Origin of the sequence: Enterobacter sp. K16B, assembly GCF_020216105.1 — a bacterium.
In the GTDB taxonomy this organism is placed as follows: Bacteria; Pseudomonadota; Gammaproteobacteria; order Enterobacterales; family Enterobacteriaceae; genus Enterobacter; species Enterobacter sichuanensis.
The window spans coordinates 1-15,538 of record NZ_JAIWJZ010000062.1 but is presented as its reverse complement, the minus strand read 5'-3'; the positions used below and the strand labels follow the sequence as shown (position 1 = coordinate 15,538).

Below are 15,538 nucleotides of genomic sequence, written 5' to 3'. Positions count from 1 at the left end.
GATGCGTTTAAATACTCTGTCTCCGGCCGAAGGCTCTAAAAAGGCGGGTAAACGCCTGGGTCGTGGTATCGGTTCTGGCCTCGGCAAAACCGGTGGTCGTGGTCACAAAGGTCAGAACTCTCGTTCTGGCGGTGGCGTACGTCGCGGTTTCGAGGGTGGCCAGATGCCACTGTACCGTCGTCTGCCGAAGTTCGGCTTCACCTCTCGCAAAGCAGCGATCACAGCGGAAATCCGTCTGTCTGACCTGGCGAAAGTTGAAGGCGGCGTTGTAGACCTGAACACGCTGAAAGCAGCTAACATTATCGGTATCCAGATCGAGTTCGCGAAAGTGATCCTGGCTGGTGAAGTGTCTACTCCGGTAACTGTTCGTGGCCTGCGTGTTACTAAAGGTGCTCGTGCTGCTATCGAAGCTGCTGGCGGTAAAATTGAGGAATAAGTAGCAGATGGCTAAGCAACCGGGATTAGATTTTCAAAGTGCCAAAGGTGGATTTGGCGAGCTGAAACGCAGACTGCTGTTTGTTATCGGCGCGCTGATTGTGTTCCGTATTGGCTCTTTTATTCCGATCCCTGGTATCGATGCCGCTGTACTTGCCAAACTGCTTGAGCAACAGCGAGGCACCATCATTGAAATGTTCAACATGTTCTCTGGTGGTGCTCTCAGCCGTGCTTCTATCTTTGCACTGGGTATTATGCCGTACATTTCGGCATCAATTATTATCCAGCTGCTGACGGTCGTTCATCCGGCCCTGGCAGAGTTGAAGAAAGAAGGGGAGTCTGGACGTCGTAAGATTAGTCAGTACACCCGTTACGGTACTCTGGTGCTGGCAATATTCCAGTCGATCGGTATTGCTACCGGTCTTCCGAATATGCCTGGTATGCAGGGCCTGGTATTAAACCCAGGCTTTGCATTCTATTTCACCGCTGTTGTGAGTCTGGTCACAGGGACAATGTTCCTGATGTGGCTCGGCGAACAGATTACTGAGCGTGGTATCGGTAACGGTATCTCAATCATTATCTTCGCCGGTATTGTCGCGGGTCTCCCGCCAGCCATCGCCCATACTATCGAGCAAGCGCGTCAAGGCGACCTGCACTTCCTCCTGTTGCTGTTGGTTGCAGTATTAGTATTTGCAGTGACGTTCTTTGTTGTCTTCGTTGAACGTGGTCAACGCCGCATTGTGGTGAACTACGCTAAACGTCAGCAAGGTCGTCGTGTCTATGCTGCACAGAGCACACATTTACCGCTGAAAGTGAATATGGCGGGGGTAATCCCGGCGATCTTCGCTTCCAGTATTATTCTGTTCCCGGCAACCATCGCGTCATGGTTCGGGGGCGGTACTGGTTGGAACTGGCTGACAACAATTTCGCTGTATTTGCAGCCTGGGCAACCACTTTATGTGTTACTCTATGCGTCTGCGATCATCTTCTTCTGTTTCTTCTACACGGCGTTGGTCTTCAACCCGCGTGAAACAGCAGATAACCTGAAGAAGTCCGGTGCATTTGTACCAGGAATTCGTCCGGGAGAGCAAACGGCGAAGTATATCGATAAAGTAATGACCCGCCTGACTTTGGTTGGTGCGCTCTATATTACTTTTATCTGCCTGATCCCGGAGTTCATGCGTGATGCAATGAAAGTACCGTTCTACTTCGGTGGGACCTCACTGCTTATCGTTGTTGTCGTGATTATGGACTTTATGGCTCAAGTGCAAACTCTGATGATGTCCAGTCAGTATGAGTCTGCATTGAAGAAGGCGAACCTGAAAGGCTACGGCCGCTAATTGGTCGCCTGAGAAGTTACGGAGAGTAAAAATGAAAGTTCGTGCTTCCGTCAAGAAATTATGCCGTAACTGCAAAATCGTTAAGCGTGATGGTGTCATCCGTGTGATTTGCAGTGCCGAGCCGAAGCATAAACAGCGCCAAGGCTGATTATTTCGCATATTTTTCTTGCAAAGTTGGGTTGAGCTGGCTAGATTAGCCAGCCAATCTTTTGTATGTCTGTACGTTTCCATTTGAGTATCCTGAAAACGGGCTTTTCAGCATGGTGCGTACATATTAAATAGTAGGAGTGCATAGTGGCCCGTATAGCAGGCATTAACATTCCTGATCAGAAACATGCTGTGATCGCATTAACTTCGATCTACGGCATCGGCAAGACCCGTTCTAAAGCCATTCTGGCTGCAGCGGGTATCGCTGAAGATGTTAAGATCAGTGAGCTGTCTGAAGAACAAATCGACACGCTGCGTGACGAAGTTGCCAAATTTGTCGTTGAAGGTGATCTGCGCCGTGAAATCAGCATGAGCATCAAGCGCCTGATGGATCTTGGTTGCTATCGCGGTTTGCGTCATCGTCGTGGTCTGCCAGTGCGCGGTCAGCGTACTAAGACCAACGCACGTACCCGTAAGGGTCCGCGCAAACCGATCAAGAAATAATCGGGGTGATTGAATAATGGCAAAGGCACCAGTTCGTGCACGTAAACGTGTAAGAAAACAAGTCTCTGACGGCGTGGCTCATATCCATGCTTCTTTCAACAACACCATCGTTACTATTACTGATCGTCAGGGTAACGCATTGGGTTGGGCAACAGCCGGTGGTTCCGGTTTCCGTGGTTCTCGCAAATCCACTCCGTTCGCAGCTCAGGTTGCAGCAGAGCGTTGCGCAGAAGCCGTAAAAGAATACGGCATCAAGAATCTGGAAGTTATGGTTAAAGGTCCGGGTCCGGGTCGTGAATCTACTGTTCGCGCTCTGAACGCCGCTGGTTTCCGCATCACTAATATTACTGATGTGACTCCGATCCCTCATAACGGTTGTCGTCCGCCGAAAAAACGTCGCGTATAACGCTCGTTTTTTAGGTTAGTTGGAGATAGAAAATGGCAAGATATTTGGGTCCTAAGCTCAAGCTGAGCCGTCGTGAGGGCACCGACTTATTCCTTAAGTCTGGCGTTCGCGCGATCGATACCAAGTGTAAAATTGAACAAGCTCCTGGCCAGCACGGTGCGCGTAAACCGCGTCTGTCTGACTATGGTGTGCAGTTGCGTGAAAAGCAAAAAGTTCGCCGTATGTACGGTGTGCTGGAGCGTCAGTTCCGTAACTACTATAAAGAAGCAGCACGTCTGAAAGGCAACACAGGTGAAAACCTGCTGGCTCTGCTGGAAGGTCGTCTGGACAACGTTGTATACCGTATGGGCTTCGGCGCTACTCGTGCTGAATCACGTCAGCTGGTTAGCCACAAAGCAATCATGGTAAACGGTCGTGTTGTTAACATCGCTTCTTATCAGGTTAAAGCGAATGACGTTGTTAGCATTCGTGAGAAAGCGAAAAAGCAATCTCGCGTGAAGGCCGCTCTGGAGCTGGCTGAGCAGCGTGAAAAGCCAACCTGGCTGGAAGTTGATGCTGGCAAGATGGAAGGTACGTTCAAGCGTCAGCCAGAACGTTCTGATCTGTCTGCGGACATTAACGAACACCTGATCGTCGAGCTTTACTCCAAGTAAAGCTTAGTACCAAAGAGAGGACACAATGCAGGGTTCTGTGACAGAGTTTCTAAAACCGCGCCTGGTAGATATCGAGCAAGTGAGTTCGACGCACGCCAAGGTGACCCTTGAGCCTTTAGAGCGTGGCTTTGGCCATACTCTGGGTAACGCACTGCGCCGTATTCTGCTCTCATCGATGCCGGGTTGCGCGGTGACCGAGGTTGAGATTGATGGTGTACTTCATGAGTACAGCACCAAAGAAGGCGTTCAGGAAGATATCCTTGAAATCCTGCTCAACCTGAAAGGGCTGGCGGTGAGAGTTCAGGGTAAAGATGAAGTTATTCTTACTCTGAATAAATCTGGCATTGGCCCTGTGACTGCAGCCGACATCACCCACGACGGTGATGTTGAAATCGTCAAGCCGCAGCACGTGATCTGCCACCTGACCGATGAGAACGCAGCTATTAGCATGCGTATCAAAGTTCAGCGCGGTCGTGGTTATGTGCCGGCTTCTGCCCGAATTCATTCGGAAGAAGATGAGCGCCCAATCGGCCGTCTGCTGGTCGACGCATGCTACAGCCCTGTAGAGCGTATTGCCTACAATGTTGAAGCAGCGCGTGTAGAACAGCGTACCGACCTGGACAAGCTGGTCATCGAAATGGAAACCAACGGCACAATCGATCCTGAAGAGGCGATTCGTCGTGCGGCAACCATCCTGGCAGAACAACTGGAAGCTTTCGTTGACTTACGTGATGTTCGTCAGCCGGAAGTGAAAGAAGAGAAACCAGAATTCGATCCGATCCTGCTGCGCCCTGTTGACGATCTCGAATTGACTGTCCGCTCTGCTAACTGCCTCAAGGCAGAAGCTATCCACTATATCGGTGATCTGGTACAGCGTACCGAGGTTGAGTTGCTGAAAACGCCGAACCTGGGTAAAAAATCTCTTACCGAGATTAAAGACGTGCTGGCTTCACGTGGTCTGTCTCTGGGCATGCGCCTGGAAAACTGGCCACCGGCAAGCATTGCTGACGAGTAACCGGATCACAGGTTAAGGTTTTACTGAGAAGGATAAGGTCATGCGCCATCGTAAGAGTGGTCGTCAACTGAACCGCAACAGCAGCCATCGCCAGGCTATGTTCCGCAACATGGCAGGTTCACTGGTTCGTCATGAAATCATCAAGACGACCCTGCCTAAAGCGAAAGAGCTGCGTCGCGTAGTTGAGCCGCTGATTACTCTTGCCAAGACTGACAGCGTTGCTAATCGTCGTCTGGCATTCGCCCGCACTCGTGATAACGAGATCGTGGCAAAACTGTTTAACGAGCTGGGCCCGCGTTTCGCGAGCCGTGCCGGTGGTTACACTCGTATTCTGAAGTGTGGTTTCCGTGCAGGCGACAACGCGCCGATGGCTTACATCGAGCTGGTTGATCGTTCAGAGAAAGCAGAAGCTGCTGCAGAGTAATCTGCAGTAACGTAAAAAAACCCGCTCCGGCGGGTTTTTTTATATCCGCGATACCCCCACTTCTCTACAATGTTTGTATTAATTCTGTTCATCTCCTGGAGCTGATAATGTGGTTGCTTGACCAGTGGGCAGAACGCCATATTTGCGATGCCCAAAAGAAAGGCGAATTCGACGATCTTCCGGGAAGCGGCGAACCGCTTGTGCTGGATGATGATTCGCATATTGCCCCGGAACTACGGGCCGGATATCGGTTACTGAAAAATGCAGGTTGTCTTCCTCCGGAGCTTGAACAACGCAGAGAGGCTGTCGAAATGGTCGATCTCCTCAAAGGGATCCATCAGGACGATCCTCGACACGCTGAGCTTAGCCGCAGGCTCGCGCTGCTTGAACTCAAGCTGCGCCAGGCAGGGATGAATACAGATTTTCTGCGCGGTGAATACTGTGAAAGATTGATGCAGAAAATAAACGAGGAGTAGCTATGTACCGCATTGGTGAACTTGCGAAGCTCGCGAACGTCACGCCGGATACTATCCGGTATTATGAAAAGCAGCAGATGATCGATCATGAAGTTCGGACTGAAGGTGGCTTTCGCCTTTACACCGATAACGATCTTCAGCGTCTGCGGTTCATTCGTTATGCGCGTCAGCTCGGATTTACGCTGGACGCGATCCGGGAGTTATTATCGATCCGCATCGATCCCGAACATCACACCTGTCAGGAATCTAAAAGTATTGTGCAGGCCCGGCTGGATGAAGTTGAAGCGCGCATTCAGGAGCTGCAAACCATGCAGCGTTCTCTGCAGAGGCTGAATGATGCCTGCTGCGGTACGGCCCACAGCAGTATTTATTGTTCAATTCTTGAAGCCCTTGAACAGGGGGCCAGTGGAGAAACTGAGGGCTGTTGATTTTTAGTCCATCCGGGTCTAGACTCCCGTCGTCATACACCATGCTCAGGAGAAATTATGAGCCGCTATCAGCACACGAAAGGACAAATTAAGGACAATGCCATTGAGGCGTTACTTCACGACCCGTTATTCAGACAGCGCGTTGAGAAGAATAAAAAAGGGAAAGGAAGTTATCTGCGCAAAGATAAACATGCAAAACGGGGTAACTGGGAGGCCAGTGGCAAACAAGCGAATCGCTTCTTTACCACTGGCCTTCCCGCTTTAAACTGTTGATTAAACGCGGTTGTTCTGCTCTTTTAACAGATCGCGAATCTCGCTCAGCAGCACTTCTTCTTTCGTTGGTGCAGGCGCTGCTGCCGGCTCTTCTTTCTTACGGTTGAGTTTGTTGATCAGTTTTATAGCCATAAAAATGGCAAATGCGACGATCACAAAATCAAATACGTTCTGAATAAATACGCCGTAGTGCATCACGACTGCCGGAACATCACCTTGTGCTTCACGCAGCGTGAAAGCGAATTGTTTGAAATCAATGCCCCCGATTAACAACCCTAAAGGTGGCATGATAATGTCGGCGACTAATGATGAAACAATCTTGCCGAATGCTGCACCAATAATGACACCCACTGCCAAATCCACCACGTTCCCGCGCATTGCAAATTCGCGGAATTCTTTAATAAAACTCATTTTATTCTCCTTGTGCCAGCTGACGACTATAAGTTTAACAAATGATTAGCTAATTGCCATTCGGGATAATTAAACGCTATGAAAAATAAAAGGCACAAAAATGAAGAGGATAAAGTGCGGGTGCGCTTTTTCGCGCACCCGACACATTAGAGGAAGAATGGACTTGGCTGGAACAAACGTTCGACGTCGGTAATAAACTTTTTATCGGTCAGGAACATAATCACATGATCGCCTTGCTCAATACGTAAATTATCATTGGCAATCATGACATCATTCCCGCGCACAACGGCGCCGATAATAGTGCCTGGTGGTAGCTTAATTTCGTCGATCGAACGGCCCACGACGCGAGATGTGGTTTCATCTCCGTGTGCGACCGCTTCAATGGCTTCCGCTACGCCGCGACGAAGCGATGACACACCGACAATATCCGCTTTACGAACATGGCTCAGGAGGGCGGAAATTGTCGCCTGCTGAGGAGAAATAGCAATATCAATCACACTTCCCTGAACCAGATCAACATATGCCCGGCGCTGGATTAGCACCATGACCTTTTTGGCACCCATACGTTTGGCGAGCATGGCGGACATAATATTCGCCTCGTCGTCGTTGGTGACAGCAATAAAGAGATCAACTTGATCAATATGCTCTTCAGCCAGCAACTCCTGATCTGACGCATCGCCATAAAATACGATCGTATTTTGCAGTTTTTCCGCCAGTTCAGCAGCACGCTGTTGATCGCGCTCGATCAACTTAACGCTGTAATCTTTTTCCAGTCGATGTGCCAGACCAGCACCGATATTGCCACCGCCGACCAGCATAATGCGTTTATAGGGTTTTTCCAGCCGCTGAAGCTCACTCATCACCGCACGAATATGCTGTGAGGCTGCAATAAAGAAGACCTCATCACCTGCTTCGACAATTGTTGAGCCTTGCGGGCGAATAGGTCTGTCGTGGCGGAAGATGGCCGCTACGCGCGTATCGATATGCGGCATATGCTCGCGCATGGTGGAAAGCGCATTACCGATCAGTGGCCCACCGTAATAGGCCTTGACGACTGCCAGACTCACTTTACCTTCGGCAAAGTTGACCACCTGCAGAGCGCCTGGATATTCGATCAGACGATAGATATTGTCGATGACCAGCTGTTCTGGCGCGATAAGATGATCAATAGGGACCGCTTCTGAATTAAACAGTTTTTCCGCATCGCGAACATAGTCCGGAGAGCGGATACGCGCGATTCGGTTTGGCGTGTTGAAAAGTGAGTAGGCCACCTGACAGGCCACCATATTGGTTTCGTCAGAACTGGTCACCGCAACCAGCATGTCGGCATCGTCGGCACCCGCCTCACGAAGCACGCGCGGGTGCGAACCATGTCCCTGCACAACACGCAGGTCAAATTTGTCCTGTAAAACGCGCAAGCGATCGCCATTGGTATCAACAATGGTGATGTCATTATTTTCGCCAACCAGATTTTCTGCCAGCGTCCCGCCAACCTGTCCTGCACCCAGAATGATAATCTTCATATCCCGTGACCTGTTCTCAACATCACTCTTTGATTAGCTTAGCGTAAAAGAAGCCATCACCCTCTTCTGCACCTGGCAGGTTCTGCTGACCCGGAGATTCAGATGTTCCCGTATCGCGCAGTGCCGCGTCCGGGGTACGTTTGAGGAAAGCCGCGATTTGCTGACTGTTTTCTTCCGGAAGTATCGAGCAGGTTGCATACACCAGCGTACCGCCAGGTTTAAGATGCGGCCAGATGGCGTCGAGAATATCGGACTGCAGCTGGGCAAGTTCCTTGATGTCTCGGTCGCGGCGTAACCACTTGATGTCCGGATGACGACGAATTACGCCGGTCGCAGAGCAGGGGGCATCCAGTAAAATGCGATCGAATTGTGTTTCACCACACCATTCTGCCGGTTTACGTCCATCGCCTTGCTTAACCTGTGCCTTTATGCCCAGACGCTTAAGGTTGTCATAGACGCGTGAAAGACGCTGTTCATCAACATCTACCGCCATGACGCTGGCCTGCGGAGCCACTTCAAGAATATGCGTCGTTTTGCCCCCAGGTGCAGCGCACAAATCGAGGATCTGCTCACCATTTTTGGGTTCAAGCCAGGTCATGCAGCCCTGAGCTGAGGCATCCTGTACCGTTACCCAGCCCTTATCAAAGCCGGGTAATGCATGTACCGGAGCAGGGGACGCTAAACGCACCGCATCAGGATAAGCATCATGGGTAAAGCCGCTCATCCCTGCCTCTTCCAGCAAAGCCAGCCAGGCATCGCGAGAATGATGGTTACGATTCACGCGTAGCCACATCGGCGGACGTTCATTATTGGCTTCGACAATATTTTGCCACTGTTGTGGCCAGGCTTTTTTCAGGCGTTTCAGCAGCCATTCCGGGTGCAGGAAACGCGTTTCGCTCTGCGCAAATTCCGCCAGCAGTTCGTCCTGCTGTCGCTGGAACTGACGCAGTACGCCGTTGATCAGCCCTTTCAGCTGAGGACGTTTAATTGTAACGGCACCTTCCACCGTCTCTGCCAGCGCGGCATGAGGTGGGATACGGGTATGAAGGAGCTGATAAAAGCCCACCATAATCAAATAATGTACGGTACGCTGTTTGCCTGTCATTGGGCGTGACATCAGCTTATTAATCAACCACTCAAGTTGAGAGAGTGTGCGCAGGACGCCAAAGCAGAGCTCCTGAAGCAGAGCTTTGTCTTTATCAGAGACTTTTTGTTGCAGTGGAGGCAGGACATTACTCAATGACTGGCCCTGCTCGATAACCTGCTCAACGGCCTGAGCCGCCATACTGCGTAGATTTTGTTTTTTCATAACCGTAGAAATAAAAATGCCCGGAAACACCGGGCCTTAAGAAGAAGTTTGTTCAGGCAAGGCGATTGCCCGGAATAAACCATTCGCGACGTGAATTTAACAGATCCTGAGCGCTCATGGCTTTCTTACCGGCCGGCTGTAGCGATTCAAGATTCAGGATCCCTTGCGCAGTCGCCACCTGGATACCGTTCTTGCTGGCATCAATAATCGTACCGGGTTCAGCGGTGGTATCACCGCTAATGACGGAAGCTTTCCAGACTTTTACCGGCTGCCCATCAATCTCCATCCAGCTCATCGGCCACGGATTAAAAGCGCGAATGCAGCGTTCAAGTTGAGCGGCAGAGAGCGACCAGTCGAGCCGTGCTTCTTCTTTGCTCAGCTTTTCGGCATACGTCACCTGCGCCTCATCCTGAACTTCCGGTTTTGCCGTGGTGTCAGCAAGCTGCTGGAGCGTCTCGATAAGGCCTTGCGGACCGAGCTCTGCCAGTTTGTCGTACAGCGTGCCGCTGGTATCGTCTGCCGTAATAGGGCAGGCCAGTTTATACAGCATATCGCCAGTGTCTAAACCTACATCCATCTTCATGATGGTGACGCCCGTTTCAGCATCACCCGCCCACAGAGCGCGCTGGATAGGTGCAGCACCACGCCAGCGCGGGAGCAGGGAACCATGCACGTTGATGCAACCCAGGCGAGGCATATCAAGCACAGCTTTTGGCAGAATTAAACCGTAAGCCACCACCACCATCACGTCGGCATTCAGGTCAGCAACAAGCTGCTGATTTTCCTGTGGACGTAACGATGCGGGCTGGAAAACGGGAAGCCCGTGCTCTTCTGCCAGCACCTTTACCGGGCTCGGCATCAGTTTTTTACCGCGACCTGCCGGACGGTCCGGCTGGGTAAAGACGCCAACAATCTGGTGACCAGAAGATAACAGCGCGTCAAGATGACGCGCTGCAAAGTCAGGGGTTCCCGCGAAGATAATGCGTAGTGTTTTAGACACGGTGATCCTTGTATCCGGGGGGATGTTATGCGCGAGAGCGCAAACGATCCAGTTTCTCTACTTTCTGACGAATACGCTGCTGTTTCAGCGGCGAGAGGTAATCGATAAACAGTTTACCGACCAGGTGATCCATCTCATGCTGAATACAAATCGCCAGCAGATCGTCTGCTTCCAGTTCGAACGGATTGCCATCGCGATCCAGTGCGCGAATTTTTACTTTTTCGGCTCGAGGAACTAAAGCACGCTGTTCGGGAATGGACAGACAACCTTCCTCAATACCTGTCTCGCCGCTCTTTTCAAGCAGCTCTGGGTTGATCAGCACCAGACGACCATCGCGATTCTCAGAAACGTCGATCACGATAATACGCTTGTGAATGTTCACCTGCGTTGCCGCCAGACCAATGCCTTCTTCGGCGTACATGGTATCGAACATATCATCAACGATACGCTGGATTTCTGCATTCACTTCTTTGACCGGTTCAGCGACGATGCGAAGGCGCTCGTCCGGAATATGTAACACTTGCAAAACTGCCATAAATTTCCAGAGTCGTGTTCAGGAGTTGATAAGAATACTCTCTCTATTCTAGACAAATCCCCCATCGATTGACAGCATCAGTGACCAATCGCAATGATTGCGCAGGCCGCTTATGGCAGGGGAAAGGATGACGTCTACTGAAATATGGCTACGGCTAATACACACAGCTTCTCTGTATGGCGATGTCATGCTTGAAGCGGCTTCACAACTGCAGCAGCAGGAGAGGATCGATACGCTCGTTGTCAGAAAGGCCGGGCTGTCAGCCCGGCAGGCTGAACGGTTCTTTGCGCCAGAGGAGAGTGAGCTGGAGCGTAGCCTGAGGTGGCTTGAGCAGCCGGGACATCATTTATTGACGGCCAGTCATCCACTTTATCCCCCTTTGCTCCGCGCGATCCCTGATTATCCCGGGGCGCTATTCGTGAAAGGCAATCCCGAGACGCTTAATACTGTGCAGCTGGCGGTCGTCGGGAGCCGTGCACCGTCATGGTACGGCGAGCGATGGGGGAAAATCCTGTGCGAACAACTTTCACAAAGCGGGCTCACGATCACCAGCGGGCTGGCCTGCGGGATTGACGGCGTTGCCCACAGCGCAGCCCTGTCAGTAAAAGGCCGAAGCGTCGCCGTGCTGGGAAACGGTCTTTTTAGCATTTATCCGCGCCGGCATCAGGCACTGGCGATGCGGCTTATCGAATCTGACGGCGCGATTGTCTCTGAATTTCCCCTTTCGGCGCAGCCCAGACCGGCAAACTTTCCGCGTCGTAATCGGATTATCAGCGGGCTGAGTCAGGGCGTGCTGGTGGTTGAAGCGGCACGCCGCAGCGGGTCGCTGGTGACGGCACGGTGCGCGCTTGAACAGGGAAGGGAGGTTTTTGCCTTGCCCGGCCCGATAGGTAACCCCGGCTGTGAAGGGCCACACTGGCTGATTAAACAAGGGGCAACACCGGTAACGGAAGTAGGGGACATTCTTGAAAATTTGCAATATGGCTTGCAATGGCTGCAGGAAGATCCCGAAAAGCGACATTATTCATCAGATCAGGGAAAGGTGGCATTGCCATTTCCCAAGCTCCTGGCTAACGTAGGAGATGAGGTAACACCTGTTGACGTTGTCGCTGAACGTGCCGGCCAACCTGTGCCAGTAACGGTAGCACAGCTACTCGAACTGGAGTTAGCAGGGTGGATCGCAGCTGTACCCGGCGGCTATGTCCGATTAAGGAGGGCATGCCATGTTCGACGTACTGATGTATTTGTTTGAGACTTACATCCATAACGAAGCAGAAATGCGAGTGGATCAGGACAAGTTGACACAGGATCTTACCGATGCGGGGTTTGAGCGGGAAGACATCTATAATGCGTTGATGTGGCTGGAAAAACTGGCTGATTATCAGGAAGGTCTTGCCGAACCGATGCAGCTTGCTTCTGACCCACTGTCCGTACGCATCTATACCGCTGAAGAGTGTGAAAGGCTGGACGCCAGCTGCCGGGGGTTCATTTTATTCCTTGAGCAGATTCAGGTGCTAAACCTCGAAACGAGAGAAATGGTGATAGAGCGCGTCATGGCGCTGGATACGGCAGAATTTGAACTGGAAGATCTCAAGTGGGTGATCCTGATGGTTCTGTTTAATATCCCGGGCTGTGAAAATGCCTATCAGCAAATGGAAGAATTACTCTTTGAAGTGAATGAAGGTATGCTGCACTAATTCAATGCGCAGCACCAAGAGTTGTTATGGCCAAATCAGCACTGTTCACGGTGCATAAAAATGAGCCCTGCCCGCAGTGCGGGGCTGAACTTGTTATTCGGTCCGGGAAACACGGCCCGTTTCTCGGTTGTTCCCACTATCCGGAATGTGATTATGTTCGTCCTCTGAAAAGCCAGGCGGATGGACATATCGTTAAAATTCTGGAGGGTCAGCTTTGCCCTCTCTGCGGCGGCGAACTTGCGCTCCGTCAGGGGCGTTTCGGCATGTTTATTGGATGTAGCCGTTATCCGGAATGTGAACATACAGAGCAAATTGATAAGCCGGATGAAACGGCTATTGCCTGTCCTCAATGCCAGCGCGGACAACTGGTACAACGTCGTTCTCGCTTTGGGAAGACCTTCCATTCCTGTGATCGCTACCCTGAATGCCAGTTCGTTATCAATTTCAAACCGGTAGCGGGCATCTGCACATATTGCAATTATCCGCTACTTATCGAGAAGAAAACGGCGCAAGGTATGAAACGCTTCTGCGCCAGTAAACAATGTGGAAAGCCGGTTTCGGCGGATAAAAACAGTGAATAATAACCTGCAATCAGGCTCCATTGCGCATATGGTGGATGTCCTGAAAAACGAAGACGTCATCGCCTATCCAACTGAAGCTGTTTTTGGGGTCGGTTGCGATCCCGACAGCGAGACGGCTGTAAGCCGCCTGCTTACCTTAAAACAAAGACCCGTCGAGAAAGGGCTGATTTTAATCGCTGCGAATTTTGAGCAGCTTAAACCCTATATCGATGACTCTATGCTGACGCCGGCGCAGCGCGAGACGATCTTCTCCGCGTGGCCTGGGCCAGTGACCTTTGTCTTCCCGGCGCAGCCGACAACGCCGCGCTGGTTAACCGGACGCTTTGATTCCCTCGCCGTCCGCGTCACTGATCATCCGCTGGTGGTAGAGCTTTGCCTGGCATTTGGTAAACCGCTGGTTTCAACCAGCGCCAACCTGACCGGGTTGCCACCCTGTCGGACAACCGAAGAAGTACTGGCGCAGTTCGGAAATGACTTCCCTGTTGCTGTCGGTGAAACGGGAGGGCGCCTGAATCCGTCCGAAATTCGTGACGCTTTGACCGGCGAACGTTTTCGCCAGGGGTAATCTCATGGAAACCTATGCTGTTTTTGGTAATCCAATTGCACACAGTAAGTCGCCGTGGATCCATCAGCAATTTGCGGAGCAGTTGCAGATTGATCATCCCTATGGCCGCGTACTGGCCCCGGTTGATACATTTATTCCAACACTGGAGGCTTTTTTCGGCGCGGGCGGTAAAGGCGCGAATGTGACCGTTCCTTTTAAAGAGGAAGCCTTCGAACGTGCGGATGAGCTGACCGAGCGCGCTTCACTTGCTGGGGCAGTAAATACCCTGAAACGGCTTGAGGATGGGCGCCTTCTGGGTGATAACACTGACGGAATTGGTTTACTTAGCGATCTGGAAAGACTCTCGTTTATCAAGCCCGGATTTCGGATCCTGCTGATTGGTGCGGGGGGCGCATCGCGGGGAGTCCTGTTGCCTCTGCTTTCCCTGGACTGTGCGGTGACCATTACCAACAGGACCTTTTCCCGGGCAGAAGCGCTGGCGGCATTGTTTGCACATACCGGTAGCGTGAGTGCGGTAGCGCTTGACGATCTTGCCGATCGTGAGTTCGATCTTATTATCAATGCCACCTCCAGCGGTATCAACGGCGAGATCCCGGCCATCCCCGCTTCGCTGGTAAACGCGCATATGTACTTCTATGACATGTTCTATCAGAAAGGGAAGACGCCTTTCCTGAACTGGTGTGAACAACACGGCGCGAAGCATATCGCCGATGGGCTGGGAATGCTGGTGGGTCAGGCCGCGCATGCGGTGCTGCTCTGGCATGGCGTGTTGCCTGCAGTTGAGCCGGTTATTGAAAAGCTAAAGCAGGAGTTATCGGCGTGAATCAGGCTATTCACTTTCCGGACCGGGAGTTCTGGGATGAGGGTAAACAAGCGGTCTGTTTCCCGGTGCTGGTGCAGGGGATGCAACTTACCTGCGCCATTTTGGGGGATACGCTGTTGCGTCGTTTTGGCGGTTCGGACCCGATAGCCGTATTTTGTGAAAATCGCTGGGATCTGGAAGAGGAAGCCAGCGATTTAATCCGCGAACAGCAGGAAGACGATCAGGGCTGGGTTTGGTTGTCCTGATTCAGGTAATCATTCTTCCATTTTACGTAGTTGTTCGCGGAGTATCTTAATCCTTCGAGCTCTGCCTCCGTGAGGGGGCGGATCTGTTTTACCGGGCTTCCCAGATAGAGATAGCCGCTCTCCAGTCGTTTGTTCTGCGGGACAAGGCTACCGGCACCAATCATGACGTCATCTTCTACTATGACGCCATCCAGCAGAATCGATCCCATGCCAACAAGCACTCGATTTCCGACAGTGCAGCCGTGAAGCATCACTTTATGGCCGACGGTAACATCTTCGCCAATGATGAGTGGATTGCCTTCCGGGTTATAAGAGGATTTGTGCGTGACATGCAGAACGCTACCGTCCTGAATATTGGTACGGGCGCCAATAGACACATAGTTAACATCTCCCCTGATGGCGACAAGCGGCCAGATGCTGACGTCGTCGGCCATTCGGACATCACCAATGACCACGCTGCTGGCGTCGATCATCACGCGATCGCCTTTTTGGGGGAACAGATCTTTATAAGGACGTAATACTGCAGGCATATCTACCTCTAAGGATGAGCGCTATACACAATACGGTGATCATATTATGGGATCGAGACAAGGCAAAATGCGTCAATATTTAAACAAATCGGGCGGGATTTCAGCGAAAAGCACGGAAAATCAGCAGTCGAAAAAAAAGATCTAAAAAACACTTGTGCTAAAAATTGGGATCCCTATAATGCGCCTCCATCGACACGGCGGATGTGAATCACTTCACA

The 15,538-nt window shown here is 51.5% G+C and carries 23 protein-coding genes; 17 read left to right on the top strand and 6 right to left on the bottom strand.

Annotated features, from left to right (window positions below):
* Position 1: 1 nt before the first annotated feature.
* The 11 genes from rplO (at position 2) to LDK53_RS12930 (ending at position 6,101) form a co-directional block, all read left to right on the top strand.
* Complete coding sequence (gene rplO, locus LDK53_RS12980) at positions 2-436, top strand: 50S ribosomal protein L15 (RefSeq protein ID WP_003863304.1); 435 nt, start codon at positions 2-4, stop codon at positions 434-436.
* A gap of 7 nt (positions 437-443) precedes the next feature.
* The gene (gene secY / locus LDK53_RS12975) at positions 444-1,775 is read left to right on the top strand and encodes a preprotein translocase subunit SecY (protein ID WP_003863305.1); all 1,332 of its coding nucleotides are present in this window, start codon (positions 444-446) and stop codon (positions 1,773-1,775) included.
* Between the two features lie 31 nt (positions 1,776-1,806).
* Positions 1,807-1,923 (top strand): 50S ribosomal protein L36, encoded by a 117-nt coding sequence (gene rpmJ, locus LDK53_RS12970; protein ID WP_000868187.1) that lies wholly within the window; start codon positions 1,807-1,809, stop codon positions 1,921-1,923.
* A gap of 146 nt (positions 1,924-2,069) precedes the next feature.
* Positions 2,070-2,426, top strand: coding sequence for a 30S ribosomal protein S13 (rpsM, locus tag LDK53_RS12965; RefSeq protein WP_008503488.1), 357 nt, complete (start codon positions 2,070-2,072; stop codon positions 2,424-2,426).
* Between the two features lie 16 nt (positions 2,427-2,442).
* Positions 2,443-2,832 (top strand): 30S ribosomal protein S11, encoded by a 390-nt coding sequence (rpsK, locus tag LDK53_RS12960; protein ID WP_003863312.1) that lies wholly within the window; start codon positions 2,443-2,445, stop codon positions 2,830-2,832.
* Positions 2,833-2,864: 32 nt separating this feature from the next.
* The gene (gene rpsD, locus LDK53_RS12955) at positions 2,865-3,485 is read left to right on the top strand and encodes a 30S ribosomal protein S4 (protein ID WP_004868345.1); all 621 of its coding nucleotides are present in this window, start codon (positions 2,865-2,867) and stop codon (positions 3,483-3,485) included.
* Positions 3,486-3,510: 25 nt separating this feature from the next.
* On the top strand, positions 3,511-4,500 hold the full coding sequence (locus tag LDK53_RS12950; protein WP_002919219.1) for a DNA-directed RNA polymerase subunit alpha: 990 nt from the start codon (positions 3,511-3,513) through the stop codon (positions 4,498-4,500).
* A gap of 40 nt (positions 4,501-4,540) precedes the next feature.
* Positions 4,541-4,924: a 50S ribosomal protein L17 gene (gene rplQ / locus LDK53_RS12945; protein WP_001216368.1), complete on the top strand. Its 384-nt coding sequence runs from the start codon at positions 4,541-4,543 to the stop codon at positions 4,922-4,924.
* 107 nt (positions 4,925-5,031) lie between these two features.
* On the top strand, positions 5,032-5,400 hold the full coding sequence (locus LDK53_RS12940; protein WP_045286776.1) for a DUF1992 domain-containing protein: 369 nt from the start codon (positions 5,032-5,034) through the stop codon (positions 5,398-5,400).
* Positions 5,401-5,402: 2 nt separating this feature from the next.
* Entirely contained in the window at positions 5,403-5,828 is a 426-nt protein-coding gene (zntR, locus tag LDK53_RS12935; RefSeq protein WP_025759212.1) for a Zn(2+)-responsive transcriptional regulator, read from the top strand.
* Between the two features lie 57 nt (positions 5,829-5,885).
* A complete protein-coding gene (locus LDK53_RS12930; protein ID WP_047959584.1) occupies positions 5,886-6,101 on the top strand; it encodes an alternative ribosome-rescue factor A in 216 nt (71 codons plus the stop codon).
* Here LDK53_RS12930 and mscL read toward each other — a convergent pair whose 3' ends face one another.
* The 5 genes from mscL to def all read right to left on the bottom strand — a co-directional run bounded on the left by mscL (position 6,102) and on the right by def (position 10,879).
* On the bottom strand, positions 6,102-6,512 hold the full coding sequence (mscL, locus tag LDK53_RS12925; RefSeq protein WP_025759210.1) for a large-conductance mechanosensitive channel protein MscL: 411 nt from the start codon (positions 6,510-6,512) through the stop codon (positions 6,102-6,104).
* A 146-nt stretch (positions 6,513-6,658) separates the two neighbouring features.
* Positions 6,659-8,035: a Trk system potassium transporter TrkA gene (gene trkA, locus LDK53_RS12920; protein ID WP_025759209.1), complete on the bottom strand. Its 1,377-nt coding sequence runs from the start codon at positions 8,033-8,035 to the stop codon at positions 6,659-6,661.
* Between the two features lie 22 nt (positions 8,036-8,057).
* A complete protein-coding gene (gene rsmB / locus LDK53_RS12915) occupies positions 8,058-9,344 on the bottom strand; it encodes a 16S rRNA (cytosine(967)-C(5))-methyltransferase RsmB (RefSeq protein WP_155031802.1) in 1,287 nt (428 codons plus the stop codon).
* A 52-nt stretch (positions 9,345-9,396) separates the two neighbouring features.
* Positions 9,397-10,344: a methionyl-tRNA formyltransferase gene (fmt, locus tag LDK53_RS12910; RefSeq protein WP_094919585.1), complete on the bottom strand. Its 948-nt coding sequence runs from the start codon at positions 10,342-10,344 to the stop codon at positions 9,397-9,399.
* A gap of 25 nt (positions 10,345-10,369) precedes the next feature.
* Positions 10,370-10,879: a peptide deformylase gene (gene def / locus LDK53_RS12905; RefSeq protein ID WP_025759205.1), complete on the bottom strand. Its 510-nt coding sequence runs from the start codon at positions 10,877-10,879 to the stop codon at positions 10,370-10,372.
* Positions 10,880-11,006: 127 nt separating this feature from the next.
* On the opposite strand from def, the gene dprA reads away from it, so the two are divergent.
* From dprA to LDK53_RS12875, 6 genes are read left to right on the top strand one after another with little or no spacing between them, the layout of a single operon-like run.
* Positions 11,007-12,131, top strand: coding sequence for a DNA-protecting protein DprA (gene dprA / locus LDK53_RS12900; protein ID WP_225287342.1), 1,125 nt, complete (start codon positions 11,007-11,009; stop codon positions 12,129-12,131).
* Positions 12,103-12,576: a DUF494 family protein Smg gene (gene smg, locus LDK53_RS12895; protein WP_008503477.1), complete on the top strand. Its 474-nt coding sequence runs from the start codon at positions 12,103-12,105 to the stop codon at positions 12,574-12,576. Before dprA ends, smg begins: the two co-directional genes overlap by 29 nt.
* Before the next feature lie 26 nt (positions 12,577-12,602).
* Complete coding sequence (locus tag LDK53_RS12890) at positions 12,603-13,157, top strand: type I DNA topoisomerase (protein ID WP_095442121.1); 555 nt, start codon at positions 12,603-12,605, stop codon at positions 13,155-13,157.
* Positions 13,150-13,722, top strand: a complete 573-nt coding sequence (gene tsaC / locus LDK53_RS12885) for an L-threonylcarbamoyladenylate synthase type 1 TsaC (protein ID WP_225287341.1) — start codon at positions 13,150-13,152, stop codon at positions 13,720-13,722. Before LDK53_RS12890 ends, tsaC begins: the two co-directional genes overlap by 8 nt.
* Before the next feature lie 4 nt (positions 13,723-13,726).
* On the top strand, positions 13,727-14,545 hold the full coding sequence (aroE, locus tag LDK53_RS12880) for a shikimate dehydrogenase (RefSeq protein ID WP_225287340.1): 819 nt from the start codon (positions 13,727-13,729) through the stop codon (positions 14,543-14,545).
* The gene (locus LDK53_RS12875) at positions 14,542-14,790 is read left to right on the top strand and encodes a DUF1488 domain-containing protein (RefSeq protein WP_025759198.1); all 249 of its coding nucleotides are present in this window, start codon (positions 14,542-14,544) and stop codon (positions 14,788-14,790) included. Before aroE ends, LDK53_RS12875 begins: the two co-directional genes overlap by 4 nt.
* On the opposite strand, the gene LDK53_RS12870 is transcribed toward LDK53_RS12875, so the two are convergent.
* Positions 14,766-15,320 (bottom strand): gamma carbonic anhydrase family protein, encoded by a 555-nt coding sequence (locus LDK53_RS12870; protein WP_126801679.1) that lies wholly within the window; start codon positions 15,318-15,320, stop codon positions 14,766-14,768. The genes LDK53_RS12875 and LDK53_RS12870 overlap by 25 nt on opposite strands.
* Positions 15,321-15,538: the final 218 nt, after the last annotated feature.

Bases quoted from the DNA above. Each gene is read 5' to 3' on its own strand.
- def (WP_025759205.1), bottom strand. From the start codon at position 10,879: ATGGCAGTTTTGCAAGTGTTACATATTCCGGACGAGCGCCTTCGCATC.
- rpmJ (WP_000868187.1), top strand. From the start codon at position 1,807: ATGAAAGTTCGTGCTTCCGTCAAGAAATTATGCCGTAACTGCAAAATC.
- LDK53_RS12930 (WP_047959584.1), top strand. From the start codon at position 5,886: ATGAGCCGCTATCAGCACACGAAAGGACAAATTAAGGACAATGCCATT.
- mscL (WP_025759210.1), bottom strand. From the start codon at position 6,512: ATGAGTTTTATTAAAGAATTCCGCGAATTTGCAATGCGCGGGAACGTG.
- aroE (WP_225287340.1), top strand. From the start codon at position 13,727: ATGGAAACCTATGCTGTTTTTGGTAATCCAATTGCACACAGTAAGTCG.
- LDK53_RS12890 (WP_095442121.1), top strand. From the start codon at position 12,603: ATGGCCAAATCAGCACTGTTCACGGTGCATAAAAATGAGCCCTGCCCG.
- rsmB (WP_155031802.1), bottom strand. From the start codon at position 9,344: ATGAAAAAACAAAATCTACGCAGTATGGCGGCTCAGGCCGTTGAGCAG.
- zntR (WP_025759212.1), top strand. From the start codon at position 5,403: ATGTACCGCATTGGTGAACTTGCGAAGCTCGCGAACGTCACGCCGGAT.
- rpsK (WP_003863312.1), top strand. From the start codon at position 2,443: ATGGCAAAGGCACCAGTTCGTGCACGTAAACGTGTAAGAAAACAAGTC.
- secY (WP_003863305.1), top strand. From the start codon at position 444: ATGGCTAAGCAACCGGGATTAGATTTTCAAAGTGCCAAAGGTGGATTT.
- rplO (WP_003863304.1), top strand. From the start codon at position 2: ATGCGTTTAAATACTCTGTCTCCGGCCGAAGGCTCTAAAAAGGCGGGT.
- smg (WP_008503477.1), top strand. From the start codon at position 12,103: ATGTTCGACGTACTGATGTATTTGTTTGAGACTTACATCCATAACGAA.
- trkA (WP_025759209.1), bottom strand. From the start codon at position 8,035: ATGAAGATTATCATTCTGGGTGCAGGACAGGTTGGCGGGACGCTGGCA.
- LDK53_RS12870 (WP_126801679.1), bottom strand. From the start codon at position 15,320: ATGCCTGCAGTATTACGTCCTTATAAAGATCTGTTCCCCCAAAAAGGC.
- rplQ (WP_001216368.1), top strand. From the start codon at position 4,541: ATGCGCCATCGTAAGAGTGGTCGTCAACTGAACCGCAACAGCAGCCAT.
- rpsD (WP_004868345.1), top strand. From the start codon at position 2,865: ATGGCAAGATATTTGGGTCCTAAGCTCAAGCTGAGCCGTCGTGAGGGC.
- LDK53_RS12940 (WP_045286776.1), top strand. From the start codon at position 5,032: ATGTGGTTGCTTGACCAGTGGGCAGAACGCCATATTTGCGATGCCCAA.
- dprA (WP_225287342.1), top strand. From the start codon at position 11,007: ATGACGTCTACTGAAATATGGCTACGGCTAATACACACAGCTTCTCTG.
- LDK53_RS12950 (WP_002919219.1), top strand. From the start codon at position 3,511: ATGCAGGGTTCTGTGACAGAGTTTCTAAAACCGCGCCTGGTAGATATC.